At 58.7% G+C, this 22,944-nt stretch carries 27 protein-coding genes and 1 tRNA gene; 20 read left to right on the top strand and 8 right to left on the bottom strand.

Annotated features, from left to right (window positions below):
* Positions 1-2: 2 nt before the first annotated feature.
* Positions 3-908, bottom strand: a complete 906-nt coding sequence (locus ACZZ0G_RS06145) for a LysR family transcriptional regulator (RefSeq protein ID WP_463555628.1) — start codon at positions 906-908, stop codon at positions 3-5.
* A 102-nt stretch (positions 909-1,010) separates the two neighbouring features.
* Between ACZZ0G_RS06145 and ACZZ0G_RS06140 the strand changes: the two genes are divergently transcribed.
* Positions 1,011-2,180 (top strand): acetylornithine/succinylornithine family transaminase, encoded by a 1,170-nt coding sequence (locus ACZZ0G_RS06140; protein ID WP_463555627.1) that lies wholly within the window; start codon positions 1,011-1,013, stop codon positions 2,178-2,180.
* A gap of 6 nt (positions 2,181-2,186) precedes the next feature.
* On the opposite strand, the gene ACZZ0G_RS06135 is transcribed toward ACZZ0G_RS06140, so the two are convergent.
* The 4 genes from ACZZ0G_RS06135 to ACZZ0G_RS06120 all read right to left on the bottom strand — a co-directional run bounded on the left by ACZZ0G_RS06135 (position 2,187) and on the right by ACZZ0G_RS06120 (position 5,804).
* Positions 2,187-2,390, bottom strand: a complete 204-nt coding sequence (locus ACZZ0G_RS06135; protein WP_463558827.1) for a type II toxin-antitoxin system Phd/YefM family antitoxin — start codon at positions 2,388-2,390, stop codon at positions 2,187-2,189.
* Positions 2,391-2,594: 204 nt separating this feature from the next.
* On the bottom strand, positions 2,595-4,514 hold the full coding sequence (locus ACZZ0G_RS06130) for an alkaline phosphatase D family protein (RefSeq protein ID WP_463555626.1): 1,920 nt from the start codon (positions 4,512-4,514) through the stop codon (positions 2,595-2,597).
* A gap of 71 nt (positions 4,515-4,585) precedes the next feature.
* Positions 4,586-5,329: a hypothetical protein gene (locus ACZZ0G_RS06125; RefSeq protein ID WP_463555625.1), complete on the bottom strand. Its 744-nt coding sequence runs from the start codon at positions 5,327-5,329 to the stop codon at positions 4,586-4,588.
* A gap of 115 nt (positions 5,330-5,444) precedes the next feature.
* Positions 5,445-5,804 carry a hypothetical protein gene (locus tag ACZZ0G_RS06120; protein ID WP_463555624.1) on the bottom strand — a complete coding sequence of 120 codons (360 nt, stop codon included), beginning with the start codon at positions 5,802-5,804 and terminating at the stop codon, positions 5,445-5,447.
* 124 nt (positions 5,805-5,928) lie between these two features.
* On the opposite strand from ACZZ0G_RS06120, the gene ACZZ0G_RS06115 reads away from it, so the two are divergent.
* Both ACZZ0G_RS06115 and ACZZ0G_RS06110 read left to right on the top strand, forming a co-directional pair.
* A complete protein-coding gene (locus ACZZ0G_RS06115; RefSeq protein WP_463555623.1) occupies positions 5,929-6,675 on the top strand; it encodes a hypothetical protein in 747 nt (248 codons plus the stop codon).
* Between the two features lie 45 nt (positions 6,676-6,720).
* The gene (locus ACZZ0G_RS06110; RefSeq protein WP_463555622.1) at positions 6,721-7,089 is read left to right on the top strand and encodes a PH domain-containing protein; all 369 of its coding nucleotides are present in this window, start codon (positions 6,721-6,723) and stop codon (positions 7,087-7,089) included.
* Between the two features lie 12 nt (positions 7,090-7,101).
* Here the strand turns inward: ACZZ0G_RS06110 and ACZZ0G_RS06105 are convergent, their stop codons facing one another.
* Together ACZZ0G_RS06105 and ACZZ0G_RS06100 are read right to left on the bottom strand one after the other, a co-directional pair.
* Entirely contained in the window at positions 7,102-7,431 is a 330-nt protein-coding gene (locus ACZZ0G_RS06105; RefSeq protein ID WP_463555621.1) for a hypothetical protein, read from the bottom strand.
* A gap of 92 nt (positions 7,432-7,523) precedes the next feature.
* Positions 7,524-7,608: transfer RNA gene (locus ACZZ0G_RS06100), tRNA-Leu, on the bottom strand.
* Between the two features lie 107 nt (positions 7,609-7,715).
* Between ACZZ0G_RS06100 and queA the strand changes: the two genes are divergently transcribed.
* The 6 genes from queA (at position 7,716) to ACZZ0G_RS06070 (ending at position 13,819) form a co-directional block, all read left to right on the top strand.
* Entirely contained in the window at positions 7,716-8,780 is a 1,065-nt protein-coding gene (gene queA / locus ACZZ0G_RS06095; RefSeq protein WP_463555620.1) for a tRNA preQ1(34) S-adenosylmethionine ribosyltransferase-isomerase QueA, read from the top strand.
* 14 nt (positions 8,781-8,794) lie between these two features.
* Positions 8,795-9,910 (top strand): tRNA guanosine(34) transglycosylase Tgt, encoded by a 1,116-nt coding sequence (tgt, locus tag ACZZ0G_RS06090; RefSeq protein WP_163004910.1) that lies wholly within the window; start codon positions 8,795-8,797, stop codon positions 9,908-9,910.
* 43 nt (positions 9,911-9,953) lie between these two features.
* Complete coding sequence (gene yajC / locus ACZZ0G_RS06085) at positions 9,954-10,292, top strand: preprotein translocase subunit YajC (RefSeq protein WP_003227923.1); 339 nt, start codon at positions 9,954-9,956, stop codon at positions 10,290-10,292.
* A 64-nt stretch (positions 10,293-10,356) separates the two neighbouring features.
* Positions 10,357-12,225, top strand: a complete 1,869-nt coding sequence (gene secD / locus ACZZ0G_RS06080) for a protein translocase subunit SecD (protein WP_322844707.1) — start codon at positions 10,357-10,359, stop codon at positions 12,223-12,225.
* Positions 12,226-12,234: 9 nt separating this feature from the next.
* The gene (secF, locus tag ACZZ0G_RS06075; protein ID WP_463394993.1) at positions 12,235-13,149 is read left to right on the top strand and encodes a protein translocase subunit SecF; all 915 of its coding nucleotides are present in this window, start codon (positions 12,235-12,237) and stop codon (positions 13,147-13,149) included.
* A gap of 121 nt (positions 13,150-13,270) precedes the next feature.
* Complete coding sequence (locus tag ACZZ0G_RS06070; protein WP_007956693.1) at positions 13,271-13,819, top strand: glycine zipper 2TM domain-containing protein; 549 nt, start codon at positions 13,271-13,273, stop codon at positions 13,817-13,819.
* Between the two features lie 249 nt (positions 13,820-14,068).
* On the opposite strand, the gene suhB is transcribed toward ACZZ0G_RS06070, so the two are convergent.
* The gene (gene suhB, locus ACZZ0G_RS06065; protein ID WP_016773320.1) at positions 14,069-14,887 is read right to left on the bottom strand and encodes a type III secretion system regulator SuhB; all 819 of its coding nucleotides are present in this window, start codon (positions 14,885-14,887) and stop codon (positions 14,069-14,071) included.
* A 145-nt stretch (positions 14,888-15,032) separates the two neighbouring features.
* On the opposite strand from suhB, the gene trmJ reads away from it, so the two are divergent.
* The 11 genes from trmJ to ndk all read left to right on the top strand — a co-directional run bounded on the left by trmJ (position 15,033) and on the right by ndk (position 22,937).
* Positions 15,033-15,803 (top strand): tRNA (cytosine(32)/uridine(32)-2'-O)-methyltransferase TrmJ, encoded by a 771-nt coding sequence (gene trmJ, locus ACZZ0G_RS06060; RefSeq protein WP_108226533.1) that lies wholly within the window; start codon positions 15,033-15,035, stop codon positions 15,801-15,803.
* Between the two features lie 3 nt (positions 15,804-15,806).
* Complete coding sequence (gene cysE / locus ACZZ0G_RS06055; RefSeq protein ID WP_026000547.1) at positions 15,807-16,583, top strand: serine O-acetyltransferase; 777 nt, start codon at positions 15,807-15,809, stop codon at positions 16,581-16,583.
* Between the two features lie 238 nt (positions 16,584-16,821).
* The gene (gene iscR, locus ACZZ0G_RS06050; protein WP_463555619.1) at positions 16,822-17,313 is read left to right on the top strand and encodes a Fe-S cluster assembly transcriptional regulator IscR; all 492 of its coding nucleotides are present in this window, start codon (positions 16,822-16,824) and stop codon (positions 17,311-17,313) included.
* A 47-nt stretch (positions 17,314-17,360) separates the two neighbouring features.
* Positions 17,361-18,575 carry an IscS subfamily cysteine desulfurase gene (locus ACZZ0G_RS06045; protein ID WP_007916899.1) on the top strand — a complete coding sequence of 405 codons (1,215 nt, stop codon included), beginning with the start codon at positions 17,361-17,363 and terminating at the stop codon, positions 18,573-18,575.
* Between the two features lie 100 nt (positions 18,576-18,675).
* A complete protein-coding gene (gene iscU, locus ACZZ0G_RS06040) occupies positions 18,676-19,062 on the top strand; it encodes a Fe-S cluster assembly scaffold IscU (RefSeq protein WP_007916892.1) in 387 nt (128 codons plus the stop codon).
* 34 nt (positions 19,063-19,096) lie between these two features.
* The gene (gene iscA / locus ACZZ0G_RS06035; RefSeq protein ID WP_003227904.1) at positions 19,097-19,420 is read left to right on the top strand and encodes an iron-sulfur cluster assembly protein IscA; all 324 of its coding nucleotides are present in this window, start codon (positions 19,097-19,099) and stop codon (positions 19,418-19,420) included.
* An 8-nt stretch (positions 19,421-19,428) separates the two neighbouring features.
* Positions 19,429-19,950 carry a co-chaperone HscB gene (hscB, locus tag ACZZ0G_RS06030; protein ID WP_008084660.1) on the top strand — a complete coding sequence of 174 codons (522 nt, stop codon included), beginning with the start codon at positions 19,429-19,431 and terminating at the stop codon, positions 19,948-19,950.
* 51 nt (positions 19,951-20,001) lie between these two features.
* A complete protein-coding gene (gene hscA, locus ACZZ0G_RS06025) occupies positions 20,002-21,867 on the top strand; it encodes a Fe-S protein assembly chaperone HscA (RefSeq protein ID WP_141128382.1) in 1,866 nt (621 codons plus the stop codon).
* Positions 21,867-22,208, top strand: coding sequence for an ISC system 2Fe-2S type ferredoxin (fdx, locus tag ACZZ0G_RS06020; protein WP_007916885.1), 342 nt, complete (start codon positions 21,867-21,869; stop codon positions 22,206-22,208). Before hscA ends, fdx begins: the two co-directional genes overlap by 1 nt.
* A 14-nt stretch (positions 22,209-22,222) precedes the next feature.
* On the top strand, positions 22,223-22,423 hold the full coding sequence (gene iscX / locus ACZZ0G_RS06015; RefSeq protein ID WP_008084655.1) for a Fe-S cluster assembly protein IscX: 201 nt from the start codon (positions 22,223-22,225) through the stop codon (positions 22,421-22,423).
* Positions 22,424-22,511: 88 nt separating this feature from the next.
* Positions 22,512-22,937: a nucleoside-diphosphate kinase gene (gene ndk / locus ACZZ0G_RS06010; RefSeq protein ID WP_007916882.1), complete on the top strand. Its 426-nt coding sequence runs from the start codon at positions 22,512-22,514 to the stop codon at positions 22,935-22,937.
* Positions 22,938-22,944: the final 7 nt, after the last annotated feature.

Below are 22,944 nucleotides of genomic sequence, written 5' to 3'. Positions count from 1 at the left end.
AGTCAGGATTTCCCCCACGTCTGCATCGCAAACTCCACGAACCGGCGCAATTTCGGCAAACGATAACGATCTGGTGCGTAGAGCAGATGCATCGGTCTGCTGGGGGGCTGGAAGTCGGCGATCACCTTCACCAGTCGGCCTTCGCGCAGGTCTTGTTCCACCAGCGCATCCGGCAGCATGACGATGCCCATGCCGGTGCGGGCAGCCTGATGCAGCCCGGCGGAGCTGTTGATCAGCATAGGCCCGCTGACGTCGACCATGATCTCCCCGTCGGGGCCGCTGAGGCGCCAGCGCTTTTCCACCGATTGCCAGTCATCGCCGGCGGGATAGGCAAACGACAGGCAGTCGTGTTGTTGCAGATCTTCCGGGGTTTTCGGCATGCCGCGCCGGGCGACATAGCGCGGCGAGGCACACACGGTCAGGGTGTAGTCGATCAAGGGCCGGGCGATCAGGTTGGACTGGTCGAAATTGCCCAGCCGAAACGCCACATCGAGGCCACTCTCCAGTAGATCGGGACGGCTGTTGGTCAGCACCACGTCGAGTTTTACCTGCGGGTACAGCAGCGAAAATTCACTGAGCGCCGGCGCCAGCCGTTCAACGCCGAACGTCAGCGGCGCGGTGAGGCGCAGCATGCCCCGGGGTTGATCGAGGGTCTGCTCGGCGAGGCGTTCGGAATCGGCGACCAACCCCAACACTTCCAGACAGCGCTGGTAGTAAACGCTGCCGAATTCAGTGAGGCGCTGACGGCGAGTGGTGCGTTGCAGCAGTTGCACGCCCAGCCGTTGCTCCAGCGCGCGCAGATGATTGCCGACCATGGTCGTCGACAGGTCACACTGCAACGCGGCCGCCGTCATGCTCCCGGCTTCGACGACTTTGACGTACACGCTCATCGACTGGAACAGGTCCATTATCAAGCTCTGCTTTTAAATGAATGAAGTTTTGCCGAGTTTATCCAGTTTCGCTGGCTAACCATACTGCCAGCACACCGACCTGCACTGGAGTTTCAAGTCATGACCGCCGCCCTGATGAACACCTACCAACCACTGGCCCTGAGCTTCACCAAAGGCCTGGGCACTCGCCTGTGGGATCAGGCCGGCCGCGAGTACCTGGATGCAGTTGCCGGTGTGGCGGTGACCAATGTCGGCCACTCACACCCGCGAATTGTTTCGGCGATCAGCGAGCAGGCGGGATTGCTGCTGCACACCTCCAATCTGTACAGCATCGATTGGCAGCAGCAACTGGCCAAACGGCTGACTGAGCTGTCGGGGATGGAGCGGGCGTTCTTCAATAACTCCGGTGCCGAGGCCAATGAAACAGCGCTGAAACTCGCGCGTTTGTACGGCTGGCGCAAAGGCATCGAACAGCCGCTGGTGGTGGTCATGGCCAACGCGTTCCATGGCCGCACGCTCGGCACCTTGTCGGCCAGCGACGGTCCGGCGGTGCGTCTGGGATTCAACGAATTGCCGGGGGATTTCCTCAAAGTGCCGTTCGGTGATCTCGCAGCGCTGGAGCAGCTGCAGCAAAAACACGGCGAGCGCATTGTGGCGATTCTGGTCGAGCCGATTCAGGGCGAAAGCGGTGTGCAGCTCGCGCCGCCCGGTTACCTGAAAGCCCTGCGTGAACTGTGCAATCGTCATGCGTGGTTATTGATGCTCGATGAAATCCAGACCGGCATCGGCCGTACTGGGCGCTGGTTTGCGTTTCAACATGAAGGCATTGTCCCGGATGTCATGACCCTGGCGAAAGGACTGGGCAACGGCGTGCCGATCGGCGCTTGTCTGGCGCGGGGCAGGGCGGCAGATCTGTTCACGCCTGGCAGCCATGGCAGCACCTTCGGCGGCAATCCGCTGGCGTGTCGGGTCGGTTGCACGGTGCTGGATATCATCGAAGAACAGGGCCTGCTGGAAAACGCCCGGGTTCAGGGGGAACGGCTATTAACTCGTCTGCATGCAGAGTTGGCGGACAATCCCAATGTGCTGGCGATCCGTGGTCTGGGCTTGATGATCGGTATCGAGCTAAAACAACCGGTACGTGATCTGACCCTGATCGCCGCGCGGGATCATGGGCTGTTGATCAACGTCACGCGTGGCAAGACGATACGGCTGCTGCCACCGTTGACGATTGATGAGCGTGAGGTGGAGATGATTGTCAGAGGTGTGGGATGTGTCGTTCAGTCGTGACGATTTTCACTCTTCGATCAAATGTCTGACTTTGGCTTTTCCTGCGCGCATTTCGCCGATCGATCTGATCAACCGGTCGGCGTTTGCGGGTGAGCGCATCAAGTAGGCTGTTTCTTCGAGTGTGCTGTTCTCGCCAGGAGGCATCATCACGACAAGCTCAGACTCTTGCCGGGATTGCGAAATTAGCTCTTGATCCTCGCTGGATGCCAAGAACGTATGGAGGTGAGTACAGGATGACAAGGCGACACCTACTAGTGGTTGTTTCGCAGAGGGCTTGCTGCGAGCACGCTCAGTATCACTTAAGAACTCTGGAGACGTTTCTGAGAAGGCTGTAATCCTCGTCCACTGCCTCGGGCAGCGAGAAACCGCCGCATTGTCGGCATTCGGCATTCCCGGTGTAGGAAAAAACTATGGCTAGTCCGGATAATCCGCCAGATCCGGCGCCAGCATCCGTGTCTTCGCCTTGCCATTCGAATTGTGCTGAATGATCTCGCGCGGCTGCCCCTGTTCATTGAAAAACACCTGACCGATCCCCGCCGAATTCCATAAGCGTTCACCTGCTTCAGCATGTTCCGGCGTGTAGGGCACGATGCGCATGCGTCGGCGTTTGGTGAACCAGTTCAGCGGTGACCGTGGCGAGTAGAGCCAGCGGTTGAGGCGGTCGAACCATTCCAACAGGCTTTTCGGAAACTCGTTTTTTATGCCGCTGCTGGTGATCTGCCAGATCCGCGGCCCGGCCTTTCTGTGGCGAATAAGTACTTCGTAGACGAAGGAATAATGCACATCACCGGACAGCACCACGTAGTTACCCGGTGTGCGTGAGTGGCGGAAAATATTCAGGATCACCTGCGCCGCACCGCGATGGGCCATCCAGTTTTCCGCGTCGACCAGCAGCGGGTAACCGCACCAACTGAAGACCTTCTGCACGGTTTCAATCAGCTTTACGCCGAAGATCGGCGCCGGAGAAACGATGATCGCTGACGGATGATCAAGCAGCTCCTGTTGCAACTCGCTCAGCGCCTCCCAATCGAGCAGTCCCGACGGTTGCTTGAGCGCCATCTCACTGCGCCAGCGTCGGGTGCGTGTGTCGATAACCACCAGCGCCGGGCTGGTTGGCAGGACGAAATGCCAATGCTGAAAGCGCAGCAGGTCATCGATCAGATCATCCTGCACCGGGCTGTCGAGATACTGATCATCACCGCTGGCGCTCAGCCCCAGGGTTTTCTCCAAGACATCCTTGAAGGCATCGGGATTGTTGCCCCAGCCCTGACACAACATGTAGGCGATCAACGCATTGCCGATGATGCGTTTGGAGAACGGATGGCCGTAGGCCGTTTCCTCCCATTGCGCGTACAGGTTCCAGTCATCGGTGATGTCGTGATCGTCGAAAATCATCAGGCTCGGCAGATGCGCCAGCGCTCGGGCGACCTTGACCAATCCAGCCTTGAACGCGTCGATGCGAGTCTGTTCGAGGGTGTAGCGCTTGAGGCGCTCGGGCGTCAGTTCGGGCGCTTGCGGATCGATCAGCGACCAGGCCGTCGGCGACCACACCAGCAGATACATCGCCATGACTTCGGCGAACGTCACCAGGTGATTGTCAGCACTGCTGCTGGTGAAAATCGGCTTACGCGCACCGCCGAAAAATCGCTCGCGCAATGTCTCGTTGCTCTCCAGCGCTGGTAACAAGTCCGCACGGTGGTAGTAACTGGCCGGGTGCTCATAGAGCTTCGCGCTGTCGCTGACCACCGCGCCTTCGAGATGTTCGTCGAACAGGCTGAGCCGTTCGATCAGGGCATGAATCGCCCGCAACATCGGGCCGGCCACGTCGTCGGCGTAGACCTGATCGCCGCTCATCATCAACAGGGCTGGGCGTTGCTGCGGATCGGTTTCCGTCGCCAGCAATTGGTCGACGCACAGCAAGCCATCCGCCGCCGGGTGATGCGGCTTGCGGCAAGAGCCGTGCAGCAGTTGATCGATCCGCGAGCGCAGGACGAAGTTCGGACTGGTTGCATCGCCGTACAGCAGATGCGGTGCCCAGTCGGCGATGCCCTCTGCATTGTCGATCAGCAGGTCATAGTCGATACGCGTGTCGCAAGGCAGGGCGCTGTCGAGAGAAACATCGATGAGATGAACAAACGCCTGACGACCTACGGGAATGACCGTGCATTTCCCGGCGTCGAGAGGAATGTCTCCTACACCTTGCAGGCGCAACGTCAGCGCCAGTGGCCGCGTGCCGACCAGCCACATGACCACGCGCGTTGGCTCCAGCCGTCGCAGCAGCGGGCCGGCCAGGACAGGAGGCAGCGGGATCAGGTCAGCGGGTGTCGAAGACATCGAGGGCAAAGCTCAAGGCGCACAGGCCGGCGATGATAGCGCAGGCGGCGCCTTGATCCCTTAAATGAGGCTTAAGAATCGATCTTCTTTAGCTTCAGATCAAGCAGTCGCCACGCGGCTTTGTCAGTATCTTTGCCGTCTACTTGCTGAACGGAACAGTCAGAACTGTAGCTGACATGGTCGCCCAACATGTTCAGAGCGGTGACGGTGCTGCTGATGGTATAGGTCTGATCCTTGAACCGTTGGCTGCTCGCGCTCTTGGCGCTGGCGATCGCTGTCGACGCTGAAAAACGCATGGCACTTTTGATAATAGGGTCGCAAATCATGAACGCCATCAGGGATCTGTCCGCGTCCGGATGGTTGCCGGCCAGTCGGCGCGAAACTTCAAAATCGTTGCGCACGTTGTCCTTGAAGTTCTTCTCCTGGATTAATGCGGTCAGGCGCTGGCTGTAGTTCGGTAGAAGTGCGGACTCGGGCGGCGAAGGCTCGTTCTGTGGTTCGCTGGCGACATAGGTCGTAAGGTTGTCGGAGTTCTCAGGTGAGGACGCGATCGCCGCCATGGGCTCCATTGCCTTTTCTAATTCAGGCATGAGTGCCGCCGCGGCGCTCTGCGTCTCGCTGCTCTGCGTTGTCCTCGGCGCGGCCGACGGAAACAGCGACAACGTAATCGACAGCACCACCATCGCGACAATGAAGCCGCCCGCTGCGCCAACGATGTTGCCGTAGAAAATATTCCAGCTGCCACGGTTCTTGACCACCCAGCGCCACATGAACCCCCACACCGCGACAAACGCCAGAAAACGCAGAAACTCCATTTGATCCTTTCCTTAAACCTTCAAAACCTGAAATCAACGCACGCCCAAGGTGAACGCTGACGATGGGCGGCAAGATAACAAAACAGACGTGCAATGCCAGTGACGATAGCGGCGCTCAGTGAAAATTAAGCGCGAAAAACGCCAGCGTCGTCACACCCGCTGCCAGCCCACAGATACCGGCGAAAAGTTGCCGGGCCAACGGATGCTCTGGCTGCGGACGCCTGACCAGCCACATCCACACACCCGCCAGTACGCCGAACGTGGTGATTATTTGCCACACACTACTGGCCAGCTTCTCCGGCGAAGGAGGCACGTGCGCCGGGAAGAGCCCTGAACAGACCACCGAAAAAATCATCGCTACGATAAAGCCGCTGGCGGCACCCGCCAGGTTGGCGAGTATCAGGTTCCAGGCACCACGGGTCTGCACGACCCAAGCCCAAACGGCTGCCCAGACGAAAAAGTACAACACGGCCATCAAGGTGATTCTCCCTCTGAAAATTGACTCCATCGAGGCGCTGGCGACCTCGTTACTGGCAGTGGACGGCAAGATAGCAAAATAGTAGCGTCGCGCCACTGCCCATCTCCGTAACGGACTACCCATGCCAGTCAGTACCCATTGTTTGCGCCTGCTCTGCGCAATCACACTCGCCGCTGCAATGGCCCCGGCATTCGCCGCCGTGCAAGAACACCCGGAAAACAGCTGGAAGTATTACGCCGGCAACTGCCAGCGCGTGCTGGAAAAAATGGCCGACGTGCAAAGCGGACGATCCACGGCCTACGACATGATGTTTGCGCTGGAAAGCAACCTGCGGACCATGAACGAACATCGCTCGAACCTGACACCCAATCACCTGGACTCGCGAGAATTCGCTGAATGCGAAAACATCGCTGGCCAAGCCGACGCGATGATCGCCCAAGGCAAAGCCGAGTTCGCCGCAAAAATGCAAGGTGCTGCAGAGGAAGGCCGCATCGCCCACCAGAACACCCCCGCCTACCAACGCGCCCGTTCCCTCGGCTACAGCGACGTCGGCGACATCTCCTTCCTCAAACTGCACGAAGACACCGACGGCGAAGCACGCCTGAAAACCATGTTGATCACCGTCGACGAAATCTGCGGCCAATACTTCCGCGCCACGCAATATGTGAAGCCGTATGTGATCTACACGGTCAGGCCTTCGGATGGCGGATGTGGTGAAGTCAAACGCGTGGCGGTGGTTGGCGGCCGATCGGTGGAGAAGGGCGATTACATTGATGAGAGGGGCGAGTTTCAGTATCTGGGCTGGAAAAAGCTTGTTGGCGCAGATGGTTTCCCAACCGATATCCGCGTGCTTAAAGCCCGTCGTTGAAACTAAGAAATACCGGGATGTTTTCTTGAAGATGAGGATGGACAGATGATCGACTTCAACAACAAAGGCTTCTTCAAACTCAAGCAGAACGATGAGTACGCCGAACGCGTAAGCGCGCTGTTGCTCGACGGCGAGGAAGTGATCGACTCTTACAAGGCCATGCGTGATGGCGTGGTGTTTACCAACAGACGCATTATCGCAGTCAACGTTCAGGGCATTACCGGCAGCAAGAAGGATTTCACTTCCTTGCCGTACAAGAACATCGTCGCGTACTCCGTGGAAACCTCGGGTACGTTCGATCTGGACTCGGAGCTGGAGATTTACTTCTCGTCACTGGGGAAAGTGAAGTTTGAGTTCACCGGGAAGACGTCGATGGTGGAGATTTCCAAGTACATCTCGAAGCATCTGCTGTAACGGCTCAGCCGATCACAAGATGTCTTTCAAATAGCCCTTGAGCGCGAGGAGCGGCTGATCCAGCTGCTCCAGCGAGCGCGCCTCGCTGAACTCAGCGGACAACTTTTGCAACTCACGCCCCAGCGGTTTCTCGACACCGCCCAAGGCATTCATCGCCAGGCCAAGGCATTCGTTCATCTTGAACTGAATGGTCTCGACATCCCCGCGCCGCACCAATAGTTCGAAAATGTCTTTCTGGTAATCACCCATGACCATGTCGTCCCGCAGGATCGGGCTAAGGCCTTCTTCCTCATAAGCGAGTTTGAGGGAGAAAAGGGCGACTGTTTCCAGTGACGTTTCCATGGGGTGACCTTTGTGGGATCTCGCCGGGCGGCCAATGGCACTTTCCGGCAGACGAAAAAAAAGGCCTTGCTAAGCAAGACCTTTCTTAATTTTGGTGCCCCGAGGGAGACTCGAACTCCCACTCCTTTCGAAAACGGATTTTGAATCCGCCGCGTCTACCAATTCCGCCATCAGGGCTCAATGGCGGCGAAGTATAGAGATGAGATTACCGTCGGTCAATCAGGTACATAGAGAATTTTCACTATTTCGGCTAGACTTCCGGCCCCTGCTAGACGAACCCCATCATGCGCGTTGCTGACTTTACTTTCGAACTCCCTGATTCGCTGATCGCCCGCCACCCTTTGGCCGAGCGTCGCGGTAGTCGCCTGCTGACCCTTGACGGGCCGAGCGGCGCCCTCGCACACCGTCAATTCACTGATTTGCTCGAGCATTTGCGCCCGGGCGATTTGATGGTGTTCAACAATACCCGGGTGATTCCGGCGCGGCTGTTCGGGCAGAAAGCCTCGGGCGGCAAGCTGGAAATCCTCGTTGAGCGGGTGATCGATACGCACCGCGTGCTGGCCCACGTGCGCTCCAGCAAGTCGCCGAAGCCGGGTTCGAAGATCCTTATCGACGGCGGTGGCGAGGCCGAAATGCTTGCGCGTCACGATGCGTTGTTCGAGCTGGGCTTCGCTGAAGAAGTGTTGCCGCTGCTTGATCGCGTCGGGCACATGCCGTTGCCTCCTTATATAGACCGCCCGGACGAAGGCTCGGATCGCGAGCGTTATCAGACCGTGTACGCCGAGCGTCTGGGCGCGGTAGCGGCGCCGACGGCGGGGCTGCATTTCGATCAGTCGCTGATGGAGGCGATTGCCGCCAAGGGCGTCGAGACCACGTTCGTCACGCTGCACGTGGGCGCGGGGACGTTCCAGCCGGTGCGCGTGGAGAAGCTTGAAGATCACCACATGCACACCGAGTGGCTGGAAGTCGGCCAGGATGTGGTCGATGCGGTCGCGGCGTGCCGTGCGCGCGGTGGTCGGGTGATTGCGGTAGGCACCACCAGCGTGCGTTCGCTGGAAAGTGCCGCGCGCGATGGCGTGCTCAAGCCGTTCAGTGGCGACACCGATATCTTTATCTTCCCGGGCCGACCGTTCCATGTGGTTGATGCCATGGTGACCAATTTCCATTTGCCGGAATCGACGCTGTTGATGCTGGTTTCGGCATTTGCCGGTTATCCCGAGACCATGGCCGCCTACAAGGCCGCCGTCGACAACGGCTACCGCTTTTTCAGCTACGGTGATGCGATGTTCATCACCCGTAATCCCGCACCTACTGCCCCTAAAGAAACCGGCCCAGAGGAAACAGAATGAGTCGCGAATGTCGCATGTCCTTTGAACTTCTGGCCACCGATGGTAAGGCCCGGCGTGGTCGCCTGACCTTCCCGCGTGGCACCGTCGAGACCCCGGCGTTCATGCCGGTGGGCACTTACGGCACGGTCAAGGGCATGTTGCCGCGTGACATCGTTGCCACCGGCGCAGAAATCATTCTCGGCAACACCTTTCACTTGTGGCTGCGTCCTGGCACTCAAGTGATCAAGGAACACGGCGACCTGCACGATTTCATGCAGTGGAAAGGCCCGATCCTCACCGACTCCGGTGGTTTTCAGGTGTTCAGCCTCGGCGCGATGCGCAAGATCAAGGAGGAGGGTGTGACCTTCGCCTCCCCGGTCGACGGCGCCAAAGTGTTCATGGGCCCGGAAGAATCGATGCAGGTGCAGCGCGACCTCGGCTCCGACATCGTGATGATTTTCGACGAATGCACGCCGTACCCGGCTGATGAGGACGTCGCGCGCGTATCGATGGAACTGTCGCTGCGTTGGGCGCAGCGCTCGAAAAATGCCCACGGTGAAAACACCGCGGCGCTGTTCGGCATCGTTCAGGGCGGCATGCACCAGAATCTGCGCATGCGCTCGCTCGAAGGCCTCGACAAGATCGGCTTCGATGGCCTGGCCATTGGCGGTCTGTCGGTGGGCGAGCCGAAGCACGAAATGATCAAAGTGCTGGATTATCTGCCAGGCATGATGCCGGCTGACAAACCTCGTTACCTTATGGGCGTTGGCAAACCGGAAGATCTGGTTGAGGGTGTGCGCCGCGGTGTGGACATGTTCGATTGCGTGATGCCAACCCGTAATGCCCGCAATGGGCATCTGTTCATTGATACCGGCGTGCTGAAGATCCGTAACGCGTTCCATCGCCATGATGAATCGCCGCTGGATCCGACCTGCGATTGCTATACCTGCCAGAACTTCTCCCGCGCTTATCTGCATCACCTGGACAAGTGCGGCGAAATGCTGGGAAGCATGCTCAATACCATCCATAACTTGCGCCATTATCAGGTGCTGATGGCTGGTTTGCGCGAGGCTATTCAACAGGGTACATTGGCCGCCTTTGTCGATGCCTTCTACGCCAAACGCGGGCTCCCCGTTCCGCCTTTGGACTGAGTTTTCTGACCCCAAGATTCAACATTTGCAACTGGAGTGCTAAATGAGCTTTTTTATCTCTAACGCCATGGCTGACGCGGCTGCACCGGCTGCTGCCGGCCCAATGGGCGGCGGTTTCGAGTGGATTTTCCTGGTCGGCTTCCTGGTCATCTTCTACCTGATGATCTGGCGTCCACAGGCCAAGCGCGCCAAAGAGCAGAAGAACCTGCTGAGCAGCCTTGCGAAAGGTGACGAAGTTGTGACCACTGGCGGTATCGCCGGCAAGATCACCAAAGTGGCCGATGACTTCGTGGTTCTGGAAGTTTCCGACACTGTCGAAATGAAGTTCCAGAAAGGCGCCATCGCCGCCACGCTGCCAAAAGGCACGCTGAAAGCGATCTGAAGCAACAACTTCTACTCAATCGACGGGGCGCGCAAGGCGCCCCGCGTTCATAACGGGCGGCGTGATGCTGAACAAATATCCTCTGTGGAAATACATTCTGATCCTGGCGGTGCTGGCGGTCGGTCTGATTTATTCCGCTCCGAATCTTTATCCTGATGACCCGGCCATTCAGGTCAGCGGTGCAAGCACTGCGCTGCAAGTCAATCAGGCTGATCTGGATCGTGTGAGCACTGCGCTCAAGGAGTCCGGGATCAACGTCAAGGCAGCCACGCTGGCCGCCAACGGCAAGGGCGGTCTGATCCGTCTGAGCAAGGCTGAAGATCAGCTGCCGGCCAAAGACGTTGTGCGCAAGGCGTTGGGTGATGACTACGTCGTCGCGCTGAACCTGGCACAGACCACCCCGCAATGGCTGCGCAACCTGGGCGCGCACCCGATGAAGCTGGGTCTGGACTTGTCCGGTGGTGTGCACTTCCTGCTGGAAGTGGACATGGATAAAGCCCTCGATGCACGCCTGAAAGTCTACGAAGGCGACGTCAAGAGCCTGCTGCGTAAAGAGAAGCTGCGCTATCGCAGTCTGCCGCAACTGGGCGGTGCCATTCAGTTGGGCTTCAGTGATGAAGACTCCCGCGAACAGGCCCGTGCACTGATCCGCAAGAATTTCAACGATTTCGACATTGTTCCGGCCGACCTCAACGGTCAACCGGTGCTGCGTCTGGCGATGACCCCGGCCAAGCTGGCGGAAATCCGTGAATACTCCATCAAGCAGAACTTGACCACGGTACGTAACCGCGTCAACGAGCTGGGTGTTGCCGAACCGATCGTTCAGCGTCAGGGCGCCAACCGCATCGTGGTTGAGCTGCCGGGCGTGCAGGACACTGCCGAAGCCAAGCGTATTCTCGGCAAGACGGCCAACCTTGAGTTCCGTCTGGCTGCTGAGCCAGGTGCTTCGAAAGCCACCTCCGAAACCTTCGAGTTCCGTGAAGGCAATCGTCCGCCAGCGCAGATCGAACGTGGTTTGATCATCACCGGTGACCAGGTGACCGACGCCAAGGCCGGTTTCGGCGAGCACGGCACACCTGAAGTGAACATCCGGCTGGATGGTCACGGTGGCGAGCTGATGAGCCGCGCTACTCGTTCGAACGTCGGTCGCAGCATGGCGGTGATCTTCATCGAGCAGCGTCCGGTCACCACTTACACCAAGCAAGTGGTTGATGGCGTCGAGAAAGACGTTGCGGTGCAAACCTTCAAAGAAGAGAAGAAGATCATCAGCCTGGCGACCATTCAGTCGCCGCTGGGTGCTCAGTTCCGCATCACTGGCCTGAACGGTCAGGGCGAGTCGTCCGAACTGGCGCTGCTGCTGCGTGCCGGTGGTCTGGCCGCACCAATGTACTTCGCTGAAGAGCGCACCATCGGCCCGAGCCTGGGTGCTGACAACATCACCAAAGGTATCGACGCTTCGCTGTGGGGCATGCTGTTCGTGTCGCTGTTCATCATCGCCATCTACCGCTTCTTCGGCATCATCGCCACTGTCGCACTGGCAGTGAACATGGTGTTGCTGCTGGCCCTGATGTCGCTGCTGGGTGCAACGCTGACCCTGCCGGGTATCGCCGGTATCGTGCTGACCATGGGTATGGCGGTCGACGCCAACGTGCTGATCTTCTCGCGGATCCGTGAAGAGATCGCCGCCGGTATGACCGTGCAGCGTGCAATCAACGAAGGCTTCGGCCGGGCATTCACCGCGATTCTCGACGCCAACCTGACTACGTTGTTGGTCGGCGGGATTCTCTTTGCCATGGGCACCGGCCCGGTCAAAGGTTTCGCAGTGACCATGTCCCTCGGGATCTTTACCTCGATGTTCACGGCCATCATGGTGACCCGCGCAATGGTCAACCTGATCTTCGGCGGACGTGACTTCAAGAAGTTGTGGATTTAAGGGGCTGCCATGTTACGTACAATCAACTTCATGGGCGTTCGCAACTTCGCGTTCGGCGTCACAGTGTTTCTCACGTTGCTGGCTATTTTCAGCGTCGCCACCAAGGGCATGAATTGGGGTCTGGACTTCACCGGCGGTACGCTCATCGAGCTGACCTACGAGCGTCCGGCCGACGTCACCAAGGTGCGTGAGCAACTGGCGACGTCGGGTTACCACGAAGCCATCGTGCAAAGCTTCGGTGCAACCACCGATCTGCTGGTGCGCATGCCGGGTGAAGACCCGCAACTGGGCCATCAGGTGGCGGAAGCGCTGCTGAAGGTCGGTGGCGACAACCCGGCAACGGTCAAGCGTGTCGAGTTCGTCGGCCCGCAGGTCGGTGAAGAACTGCGCGACCAGGGCGGCCTCGGCATGCTGCTGGCGCTCGGCGGCATCCTGATCTACCTGGCTTTCCGCTTTCAGTGGAAGTTCGCGGTCGGTGCCATTGTTTCGCTGATTCACGACGTGATCGTGACCATCGGCATCCTGTCGTACTTCCAGATCACTTTCGATCTGACCGTACTGGCGGCGGTGCTGGCGATCATCGGTTACTCGCTGAACGACACCATCGTGGTATTCGACCGGGTTCGTGAGAACTTCCGTGTGCTGCGCAAAGCAACGTTGATCGAGAACATCAACATCTCGACCACGCAGACCCTGCTGCGCACCATGGCGACGTCGATCTCGACTTTGCTGGCGATCGCCGCGCTGCTGTTCTTCGGCGGTGACAACCTGTTCGGCTTCTCGATCGCGCTGTTTATCGGTGTTCTGGCGGGTACCTACTCGTCGATCTACATCGCTAACGTGGTGCTGATCTGGCTGAACCTGACCACCGAGGATCTGATTCCTCCGGCCAACACCGAGAAGGAAGTCGACGACCGTCCATAACGGCCATCGTTTTCCCGGCTGTCAGCCCAAGAAAGGCGCGAGTTGAACTCGCGCCTTTTTTTATGCTCCAAGGCTGGGAGAAGCGCGGGCGCGTCCCGCATGTGATGGTCAGGAGGTTCATGTGAACAAGTCGTTGCTGGTTGGTGCGGTATTGGGTGCTGTCGGTGTGACTGCCGGGGGTGCTGTTGCCACCTACAGCCTGGTTAAAAGCGGCCCTGAGTATGCGCAAGTATTGGCCGTTGAACCGGTTAAAACACAGATCAAGACTCCACGTGAAGTGTGCAAGGACGTGACAGTGACTCGTCAGGCACCGGTTAAAGATCAACACCAGATTGCCGGTACCGTCGTCGGTGCGCTGGCAGGTGGTTTGCTGGGTAATCAGATTGGCGGCGGTACCGGCAAGAAGATTGCCACGGTGGCCGGTGCGGTCGGTGGCGGTTATGCGGGTAACAAGGTGCAGGAAGGCATGCAAGAGCGTGACACCTACACCACCACGCAAACCCGCTGCAACACGGTCAATGACATCAGCGACAAAGTCGTCGGTTACGACGTGCGTTACTCGCTCGATGGCAAGGAAGGCAAGGTGCGGATGGATCGCGATCCGGGCAACCAGATTCCGGTCGACAAGGAAGGCAAGCTGATTCTGTCGCAGAATGAGCCGGGTCAGTAAATACCGACTGTTTTAACAAGAAGCACCCTGCGGGGTGCTTTTTTGTGCCCGCCATTTAGGCTGCACAACAAATCCCCTGTAGGAGTGAGCCTGCTCGCGATAGCTATTCATCATTCAATGCAGGTGGTGGCTGATACACCGCTATCGCGAGCAGGCTCACTCCTACATTGGTCCCGTGGTGTGGCAGGTGACGAATTCCAGGCATAAAAAAAGCACCCCGAAGGGTGCTTTTTTCGTTTCGCGTGAAGCTTAGCGCTTCAGCGAAGCCGGCAGGTGCGGTTGGATCGCCGTCAGGACTGCCTTGAAGCATTTGGTGTTGCCGGCAACGATATGGCCTTTTTCAAGGAAGTCGTGACCGCCGGTGAAGTCGCTCACCAGGCCGCCGGCTTCTTGAATCAGCAGGGCGCCTGCAGCCATGTCCCACTCGGACAGACCCGATTCCCAGAACGCGTCGAAACGACCGGCAGCCACATAAGCCAGGTCCAGGCTCGCCGAACCGGCACGGCGGATACCGGCAGTCTGGCCAACCAGGGCGCGGAACATGCCCAGGTAGTTGTCGAGGTTGTCCATCTGATCATCGCGGAACGGGAAGCCGGTACCCAGCAGGGCGCCGTCGAGGCTGGTGCGACCGCTGACGCGCAGACGACGACCGTTCAGTTGAGCGCCGCGACCACGGCTGGCGGTGAATTCTTCCTGACGAACCGGATCCAGAACAACAGCGTGTTCCAGGCGACCGCGGTATTTGCAGGCGATGCTGACAGCGAAGTGAGGAATGCCACGCAGGAAGTTGGTGGTGCCGTCCAGTGGATCGATGATCCACAGGTACTCTTCGCCTTCGATGCCGGTGCCGGCGTGCAGGCCAGTCTCTTCACCCTGGATCGAGTGATTCGGGTAAGCCTTGCGCAGGGCGTCGATGATTTTCTGTTCGGCGGCGCGATCGACCTCGGATACATAATCCTTGGCGTCTTTTTCGTCGACCTTGATGGTATCCAGGCGCTCGATGGAGCGGAAGATCAGTTCACTGGCGCTGCGGGCGGCGCGCAGCGCGATATTCAGCATGGGCTGCATGGATGTGTCACCTAAGGTTGTTAAAGAAAGCCGCGCATTCTATCAGAACTTTTCTTCAGGTGAAGGACGCTGTTCGCTTTCATAGCTTAACGGTAGGCTGTTCTGTAAGATTTGCACCCCTTTCCTGTGTCCGAGAGCGCCTCCCTTGCTGCAGAACATTCGTGTCGTCCTGGTCAATACCAGCCACCCCGGCAACATCGGCGGGGCCGCGCGCGCCATGAAAAACATGGGTCTGTCGCGATTGGTGCTGGTCGAACCGCGCCTGTTTCCGCATCACGAGGCCGATGCTCGCGCCTCCGGTGCCGGTGACATCCTTGAAAACGCACAAGTCGTCGCCACCCTGGAAGACGCCTTGGTCGGCTGCAATCTGGTGCTCGGCACCAGCGCCCGTGACCGTCGAATCCCTTGGCCGCTGCTGGATCCGCGCGAGTGCGGTACGAAAGTGGTCGAGGAGGCCGGGCAGGGCGCCGAAATCGCCCTGGTGTTCGGCCGTGAAGATTCAGGCCTGACCAACGAAGAGCTGCAGCGATGTCACTTTCACGTGCACATCCCCTCCGACCCTGAGTTCAGCTCGCTGAACCTTGGCGCGGCGGTGCAGGTGTTGAGCTATGAAGTGCGCATGGCCTGGCTGGCCGCACAAGGTCAGCCGAGCAAGATCGAGAAAGAAGAAGTGGCCTCGGTGAAAAGCGCCGAGCTGGCGACCATGGATGAGCTGGAGCGCTTTTATGAGCACCTGGAGCAGACACTGGTTGCCATCGAATTCCTCGATCCGGAAAAACCGCGACACTTGATGGCGCGCCTGCGCCGGTTGTACGGACGCAGCTCGGTCAGTCGAGCGGAAATGAATATTTTGCGTGGCATCCTCACGGAAACCCAAAAAGCGGCCCGTGGCGAGCTTCTTAAGCGGAAGGACTAAATGATGTTTGAGCGTTTGCGTGAAGATATCCAGAGCGTATTCCATCGAGACCCGGCGGCGCGTAACGCTTTTGAAGTCCTGACCTGCTACCCCGGCATGCATGCGATCTGGATTCATCGATTGGCCGGCATGCTCTGGCGCAACGAGCTGAAATGGCTGGCGCGGCTGGTGTCGAACTTCGGTCGCTGGCTGACCGGGATCGAGATTCATCCGGGGGCCAAGGTCGGTCGTCGCTTCTTTATCGATCATGGCATGGGCATCGTTATTGGTGAAACGGCTGAGATTGGCGATGACGTGACCATTTATCAGGGCGTGACCCTGGGTGGCACCAGTTGGAACAAAGGCAAGCGCCACCCGACCTTGGGTGACGGAGTTGTCGTGGGGGCGGGCGCCAAAGTGCTCGGCCCGTTCACGGTCGGCGCCGGTGCCAAAGTCGGTTCGAACGCTGTGGTCACCAAGGAAGTGCCGCCGGGCGCCACTGTTGTGGGGATCCCGGGGCGCATCATCGTCAAGTCCGACGAAGAGCAAGATGCCAAGCGCAAGGCCATGGCTGAGAAGATCGGCTTCGATGCCTATGGCGTCAGCGAAGACATGCCCGACCCGGTGGCGCGCGCCATTGGTCAGTTGCTCGACCACCTGCAAGCGGTGGACGGACGGCTGGAAGGGATGTGCGGCGCGCTGAAGGATCTGGGCAGCAATTACTGTGCGAAAGATCTGCCTGAGCTGCGTGAAGAAGATTTCGCCTGTGTGAAGGATAAGGATCAGAGTCAGGCTAGCTAAACCGCGCCGCTCCCTTCGCGAGCAAGCTCGCTCCCACATTGGAATGTATTGCCCTTGTGGGAGCGAGTTTACTCGCGAAGAACGATAACGCGGTACCGCTGGCTGCATGCCGCCAGCCTTTGCTATGATGCGCGCGCTCTTTTGCGGGTAAACCTGACTAAAGTACTAGGTCTTAAAGTTGACTTAAATACTCGGGAATTGCATACTCGCCCCATTCTGAACTCCGTGGTAACTGTCCATGCGACTGACTACAAAAGGCCGATACGCCGTGACCGCCATGCTTGACCTGGCGTTGCACGCGCAGGACGGGCCGGTGTCCCTGGCCGATATCTCCGAGCGCCAAGGCATCTCCCTGTCCTACCTCGAACAGCTGTTCGCCAAGCTGCGCCGCAGCAACCTGGTTTCCAGCGTTCGCGGTCCCGGTGGTGGCTACCAGTTGTCCCGCGACATGCAGGGCATCCAGGTCGCGCAGGTGATCGATGCGGTAAACGAATCGGTTGATGCCACCAAATGCCAGGGCCAGGGCGATTGCCATTCCGGCGACACCTGCCTGACCCATCATCTGTGGTGCGATTTGAGCCTGCAGATTCACGAATTTCTAAGTGGTATCAGCTTGGCTGATCTTGTGACTCGCCGTGAGGTGCAAGAAGTAGCCCAGCGTCAGGACCAGCGCCGTTGCAACAGCAAGGCGCCACGCCTGGACAAGATTGAAGCGTCCGCCGTCGAATGACAGCCAGAGAGCTAGCGGCACGCCAGCCCTGATTTAGGAGATAGTCCATGAAATTGCCGATTTACCTTGATTACTCTGCGACCACCCCGGTTGATCCGCGTGTTGCGCAAAAAATGAGTGAATGCCTGCTGGTCGACGGAAACTTCGGTAACCCGGCGTCCCGTTCCCACGTGTTCGGCTGGAAGGCTGAAGAGTCCGTCGAAAACGCCCGTCGTCAGGTGGCCGATCTGGTCAACGCCGACCCGCGCGAAATCGTCTGGACCTCCGGTGCCACTGAGTCCGACAACCTGGCAATCAAAGGTGCGGCACATTTCTACGGCTCCAAGGGCAAGCACCTGATCACCTCGAAAATTGAGCACAAGGCTGTCCTCGACACCATGCGCCAACTGGAGCGTGAAGGTTTCGAAGTGACCTACCTCGAGCCAACTGAAGACGGCCTGATCACTCCGGCCATGATTGAAGCTGCACTGCGCGAAGACACCATTCTGGTCTCCGTGATGCACGTGAACAACGAAATCGGCACCGTCAACGACATCGCCGCGATCGGCGAGATGCTCCGCGCCAAGGGCGTTCTGTTCCACGTCGACGCTGCTCAGTCCACTGGCAAGGTCGAGATCGACCTGCAGAAACTGAAAGTCGACATGATGTCGTTCTCCGCCCACAAAACCTACGGCCCTAAAGGCATCGGCGCGCTGTACGTCAGCCGCAAGCCGCGTGTGCGCATCGAAGCGACCATGCACGGCGGCGGTCACGAGCGTGGCATGCGTTCCGGCACCCTGGCGACCCACCAGATCGTCGGCATGGGTGAAGCGTTCCGTGTGGCCAAAGAAGACATGGCTGCCGAAAACGTCCGTATCAAAGCGTTGAGCGACCGTTTTTACAAGCAGGTCGAGCATCTGGAAGAGCTGTACGTCAACGGCAGCCTGACCGCCCGCGTTCCGCACAACCTGAACCTGAGCTTCAACTACGTTGAAGGCGAGTCGCTGATCATGGCACTCAAGGATCTGGCGGTATCGTCCGGTTCGGCGTGCACCTCGGCGTCGCTGGAGCCTTCGTACGTGCTGCGCGCCCTGGGCCGCAACGACGAACTGGCACACAGCTCGATCCGCTTCACCTTCGGCCGTTTCACCACCGAAGAAGAAATCGACTACGCCGCGCAGAAAGTCTGCGAGGCCGTTACCAAGCTGCGCGCTTTGTCGCCGCTGTGGGACATGTACAAAGACGGCGTCGATATCTCGAAAATCGAGTGGGCGGCACACTAAATATAGAAGCCGCCAGATACAGATCCTGTAGCGACGCGGCGGTTTACGCAGCGCAGTTGCAGGGTCTCAAGAGCGGCCCTGATGAGTGAGGATTAGAATCATGGCTTACAGCGAAAAGGTCATCGACCACTACGAAAACCCGCGCAACGTCGGCAAGATGAACGCGGAAGATCCTGATGTCGGCACCGGCATGGTCGGCGCTCCGGCATGCGGCGACGTTATGCGTCTGCAAATCAAGGTCAACGACGCCGGCATCATTGAAGATGCCAAGTTCAAGACCTACGGCTGCGGTTCGGCTATCGCTTCCAGCTCCCTCGCCACCGAGTGGATGAAGGGCAAGACCCTGGACGAAGCCGAAACCATCAAGAACACTCAGCTGGCCGAAGAACTGGCCCTGCCGCCAGTGAAGATTCACTGCTCGGTACTGGCTGAAGACGCTATCAAAGCGGCTGTTCGCGATTACAAGCAGAAGAAAGGCTTGATCTGACTTTCTGGATTTGGCGACGAGTAAGGAGTCACCGATGGCTATCAGCATGACAGAAGCGGCTGCTCGACACGTGCGGCGCTCCCTCGACGGGCGCGGCAAAGGTGAAGGGATTCGTCTGGGTGTTCGCACCACAGGCTGTTCCGGCCTTGCCTACGTGCTGGAGTTTGTCGACGAGGTGGTTGCAGAGGATCAGGTGTTCGAGAGTCACGGCGAAAAAGTGATCATCGACCCGAAAAGCCTCGCTTACCTGGACGGCACCGAGCTCGATTTCGTCAAGGAAGGGTTGAACGAAGGCTTCAAGTTCAACAACCCCAACGTACGCGGTGAGTGTGGCTGCGGCGAAAGCTTCAACATCTGAGGCTTGTCGTGGGTATTCCTTGTCATTTCGCTTTATTCGAGCTGCAACCGAGTTTCCGTCTGGATCTCGAGCAGTTGGCCACGCGCTATCGTGAGTTGGCGCGCGGCGTTCATCCTGACCGCTTTGCCGACGCTTCCGAGCGTGAACAGCGGTCGGCGCTCGAACAGTCTGCACGGCTCAACGACGCCTATCAGACGCTCAAGAGTCCGGCCCAGCGCGCGCGCTACCTGCTGACCATCAGCGGGCATGAAGTGCCGATGGAAGTCACCGTCCATGATCCCGAGTTTCTTCTGCAGCAGATGCAATGGCGCGAAGAACTTGAAGACCTCCAGGACAGTGCCGACCTCGACGGCGTCGCGGTGTTCAAGCGGCGCTTGAAAGTGGCTCAGGAAGAACTCAATGAAAGCTTCGCAGCCTGTTGGGATGATGCAGCGCAACGCGAACAGGCCGAACGCCTGATGCGGCGCATGCAGTTCCTCGACAAGCTCACCTACGAAGTGCGCCAGTTAGAAGAGCGCCTCGACGATTAACCCAGTGCCGCTCCGGTCGCACGCCTGATATACAGATAAGTCCTGATCACGATGGCCCTACTGCAGATCGCCGAACCCGGCCAAAGTCCTCAACCGCACCAGCGTCGTCTGGCTGTGGGTATCGACTTGGGCACTACCAATTCGCTGGTCGCTGCGTTGCGCAGTGGTCTTTCCGAACCGTTGGCCGACGCAAACGGGCAGGTCATCCTGCCGTCCGCTGTGCGTTACCACGCCGATCGCGTCGAAGTCGGCGAGTCGGCCAAGCTGGCCGCCGCGTCCGATCCTTTGAACACTGTGCTGTCGGTCAAGCGCTTGATGGGTCGTGGTCTGTCCGACGTCAAGCAATTGGGCGAGCAACTGCCATACCGCTTTGTCGGTGGCGAGTCGCACATGCCGTTCATCGACACCGTGCAGGGCCCGAAGAGTCCGGTCGAAGTCTCCGCCGATATCCTCAAGGTCCTGCGTCAGCGCGCTGAAGCGACCCTGGGTGGCGAACTGGTTGGCGCGGTGATCACCGTTCCTGCTTACTTCGATGATGCTCAGCGCCAGGCCACTAAAGATGCGGCGAAACTCGCCGGTCTCAACGTGCTGCGCCTGCTCAACGAGCCAACCGCAGCCGCTGTGGCCTACGGTCTGGATCAACACGCTGAAGGCCTGGTCGCGATTTATGACCTCGGTGGCGGCACCTTCGATATATCCATTCTGCGTCTGACCGGCGGTGTTTTCGAGGTTCTGGCCACTGGCGGCGACAGCGCGCTGGGCGGTGATGACTTCGATCATGCGATTGCCGGCTGGATCATCGAGAGCGCGGGCTTGTCCGCTGATCTCGATCCGGGCGCACAACGTAATCTGCTGCAAACCGCTTGCGCGGCCAAAGAAGCCCTGACCGATGCGGCCAGCGTTGAAGTGGCCTATGGCGACTGGAAAGCGCCGCTGACTCGCGAAGCCTTCGATGCGCTGATCGAGCCAATGGTCGCGCGCAGCCTGAAAGCCTGCCGCCGCGCCGTTCGCGATTCCGGCATCGAGCTGGAAGACGTGCACGCCGTGGTGATGGTTGGCGGTTCGACGCGCGTTCCGCGCGTTCGCGAAGCCGTTGCCGAAGCCTTCGGTCGTCAGCCGCTGACTGAAATCGATCCGGATCAAGTGGTGGCCATCGGTGCCGCGATCCAGGCCGACACCCTGGCTGGCAACAAGCGCGATGGCGGCGAGCTGCTGCTGCTCGACGTGATTCCGCTGTCCCTGGGGCTGGAAACCATGGGTGGCCTGATGGAGAAGGTGATTCCGCGTAACACCACCATCCCCGTCGCTCGCGCACAAGATTTCACTACGTATAAAGACGGCCAGTCGGCCATGGCGATCCACGTGTTGCAGGGTGAGCGCGAGCTGATCAGCGACTGCCGGTCGCTGGCGCGCTTCGAATTGCGCGGCATTCCGGCTATGGTCGCCGGTGCGGCGAAGATTCGCGTGACCTTCCAGGTCGATGCCGACGGTCTGCTCAGCGTTTCTGCCCGTGAACTGGGTTCAGGCGTTGAGGCGAGCATTCAGGTCAAACCGTCCTACGGTCTGACCGACGGCGAAATCGCCAAAATGCTCAAAGATTCGTTCCAGCACGCCAATGACGATAAAGTCGCCCGCGTTTTGCGCGAGCAGCAAGTCGATGCCCAGCGCCTGATCGAGGCGGTGCAGGGCGCTCTGGAGGTTGATGGCGAGCGATTGCTCGACGCCGAAGAGCGCATGGTCATCGACCTGCAGCTGCAGGAACTGGCTGAACTGATGAAAGGTACCGATGGTTACGCCATCGAGCAGCAGACCAAGCGTCTGTCGCAAGTGACCGATGCTTTTGCTGCCCGCCGCATGGATTTGACGGTGAAAGCCGCTCTATCGGGGCGCAACCTGAATGAAATCGAGGATATCTGATGCCGCAGGTCATTTTTCTGCCCCACGAGAAGTTCTGCCCTGAAGGCATGGTGGTCGAGGCTGCGCCCGGCACATCGATTCTCGAACTGGCCCACGAACACCACATCGAGATGGAAAGCGCCTGCGGCGGCGTGTGTGCTTGCACCACTTGCCACTGCATCATCCGCGAGGGTTTCGACTCGATGGAAGAGGCTGACGAGCTGGAAGAAGACTTCCTCGATCGCGCCTGGGGTCTGGAAGCGCAGTCGCGTCTGGCTTGCCAGGCTATCGTTGGTGAAGAAGACATCACCGTCGAAATTCCGAAATATTCGCTTAACCATGCGGCTGAAGCGCCGCACTGACTGGTAAGACTGTCATGAGCTACGGTTGGAATGATGTTCAACGTATTGCAGAAGAATTGGCCGAGGCCAAGCCGGGTGTAGATCCGTTTTCTGTCAATTTCGTCGACTTGCAGCAATGGATCAAAGAACTGCCGGATTTTGACAATACCTCTGGCCGTGTCGGCGAGAAGGTGTTGGAAGCGGTTCAGACGCTCTGGGCTGAAGAATTGGACTGATCGTCCTCGCAGGTTAGGCAATACCCAAGAACCCGCGTATAATTCGCGGGTTTAATTTTTCGCAAATTACCGTTTCTGGAGTTACACCATGGCTGTTCAACGCACTTTCTCCATCATCAAGCCTGACGCTGTTGCAAAAAACGTCATCGGCGAAATCACCACCCGTTTCGAAAAAGCAGGCCTGCGCGTTGTAGCTTCGAAACTGAAGCAACTGTCCAAAGCCGAAGCTGAAGGCTTCTACGCTGAGCACAGCGCTCGTGGTTTCTTCGGCGACCTGGTTGCTTTCATGATCTCCGGTCCTGTTGTAGTTCAGGTTCTGGAAGGCGAAAACGCTATCGCTCTGAACCGTGAGCTGATGGGCGCTACCAACCCTAAAGAAGCTGCTGCCGGCACCATCCGCGCTGACTTCGCTGATTCCATCGACGCCAACGCTGTTCACGGTTCGGACTCCGAAGCCGCAGCTGCTCGTGAAATCTCGTACTTCTTCGCAGCTACTGAAGTAACCACTCGCTAAGCATTGG

It is taken from the genome of Pseudomonas sp. AC169 (assembly GCF_979258515.1).
This window is presented reverse-complemented; position numbering and strand designations above follow the sequence as displayed.

Excerpts from the sequence above, each read along its gene's own strand:
- ACZZ0G_RS06105 (WP_463555621.1), bottom strand. The coding sequence starts at position 7,431 with ATGGAAACGTCACTGGAAACAGTCGCCCTTTTCTCCCTCAAACTCGCT.
- iscR (WP_463555619.1), top strand. The coding sequence starts at position 16,822 with ATGCGACTGACTACAAAAGGCCGATACGCCGTGACCGCCATGCTTGAC.
- tgt (WP_163004910.1), top strand. The coding sequence starts at position 8,795 with ATGTCCTTTGAACTTCTGGCCACCGATGGTAAGGCCCGGCGTGGTCGC.
- suhB (WP_016773320.1), bottom strand. The coding sequence starts at position 14,887 with ATGCAGCCCATGCTGAATATCGCGCTGCGCGCCGCCCGCAGCGCCAGT.
- ACZZ0G_RS06045 (WP_007916899.1), top strand. The coding sequence starts at position 17,361 with ATGAAATTGCCGATTTACCTTGATTACTCTGCGACCACCCCGGTTGAT.
- yajC (WP_003227923.1), top strand. The coding sequence starts at position 9,954 with ATGAGCTTTTTTATCTCTAACGCCATGGCTGACGCGGCTGCACCGGCT.
- iscX (WP_008084655.1), top strand. The coding sequence starts at position 22,223 with ATGAGCTACGGTTGGAATGATGTTCAACGTATTGCAGAAGAATTGGCC.
- secF (WP_463394993.1), top strand. The coding sequence starts at position 12,235 with ATGTTACGTACAATCAACTTCATGGGCGTTCGCAACTTCGCGTTCGGC.
- secD (WP_322844707.1), top strand. The coding sequence starts at position 10,357 with ATGCTGAACAAATATCCTCTGTGGAAATACATTCTGATCCTGGCGGTG.
- iscU (WP_007916892.1), top strand. The coding sequence starts at position 18,676 with ATGGCTTACAGCGAAAAGGTCATCGACCACTACGAAAACCCGCGCAAC.
- ACZZ0G_RS06130 (WP_463555626.1), bottom strand. The coding sequence starts at position 4,514 with ATGTCTTCGACACCCGCTGACCTGATCCCGCTGCCTCCTGTCCTGGCC.
- ACZZ0G_RS06145 (WP_463555628.1), bottom strand. The coding sequence starts at position 908 with ATGGACCTGTTCCAGTCGATGAGCGTGTACGTCAAAGTCGTCGAAGCC.
- cysE (WP_026000547.1), top strand. The coding sequence starts at position 15,807 with ATGTTTGAGCGTTTGCGTGAAGATATCCAGAGCGTATTCCATCGAGAC.
- ACZZ0G_RS06110 (WP_463555622.1), top strand. The coding sequence starts at position 6,721 with ATGATCGACTTCAACAACAAAGGCTTCTTCAAACTCAAGCAGAACGAT.
- iscA (WP_003227904.1), top strand. The coding sequence starts at position 19,097 with ATGGCTATCAGCATGACAGAAGCGGCTGCTCGACACGTGCGGCGCTCC.
- ACZZ0G_RS06120 (WP_463555624.1), bottom strand. The coding sequence starts at position 5,804 with ATGGCCGTGTTGTACTTTTTCGTCTGGGCAGCCGTTTGGGCTTGGGTC.
- fdx (WP_007916885.1), top strand. The coding sequence starts at position 21,867 with ATGCCGCAGGTCATTTTTCTGCCCCACGAGAAGTTCTGCCCTGAAGGC.
- ACZZ0G_RS06125 (WP_463555625.1), bottom strand. The coding sequence starts at position 5,329 with ATGGAGTTTCTGCGTTTTCTGGCGTTTGTCGCGGTGTGGGGGTTCATG.
- hscA (WP_141128382.1), top strand. The coding sequence starts at position 20,002 with ATGGCCCTACTGCAGATCGCCGAACCCGGCCAAAGTCCTCAACCGCAC.
- ACZZ0G_RS06140 (WP_463555627.1), top strand. The coding sequence starts at position 1,011 with ATGACCGCCGCCCTGATGAACACCTACCAACCACTGGCCCTGAGCTTC.
- queA (WP_463555620.1), top strand. The coding sequence starts at position 7,716 with ATGCGCGTTGCTGACTTTACTTTCGAACTCCCTGATTCGCTGATCGCC.
- ACZZ0G_RS06115 (WP_463555623.1), top strand. The coding sequence starts at position 5,929 with ATGCCAGTCAGTACCCATTGTTTGCGCCTGCTCTGCGCAATCACACTC.
- ndk (WP_007916882.1), top strand. The coding sequence starts at position 22,512 with ATGGCTGTTCAACGCACTTTCTCCATCATCAAGCCTGACGCTGTTGCA.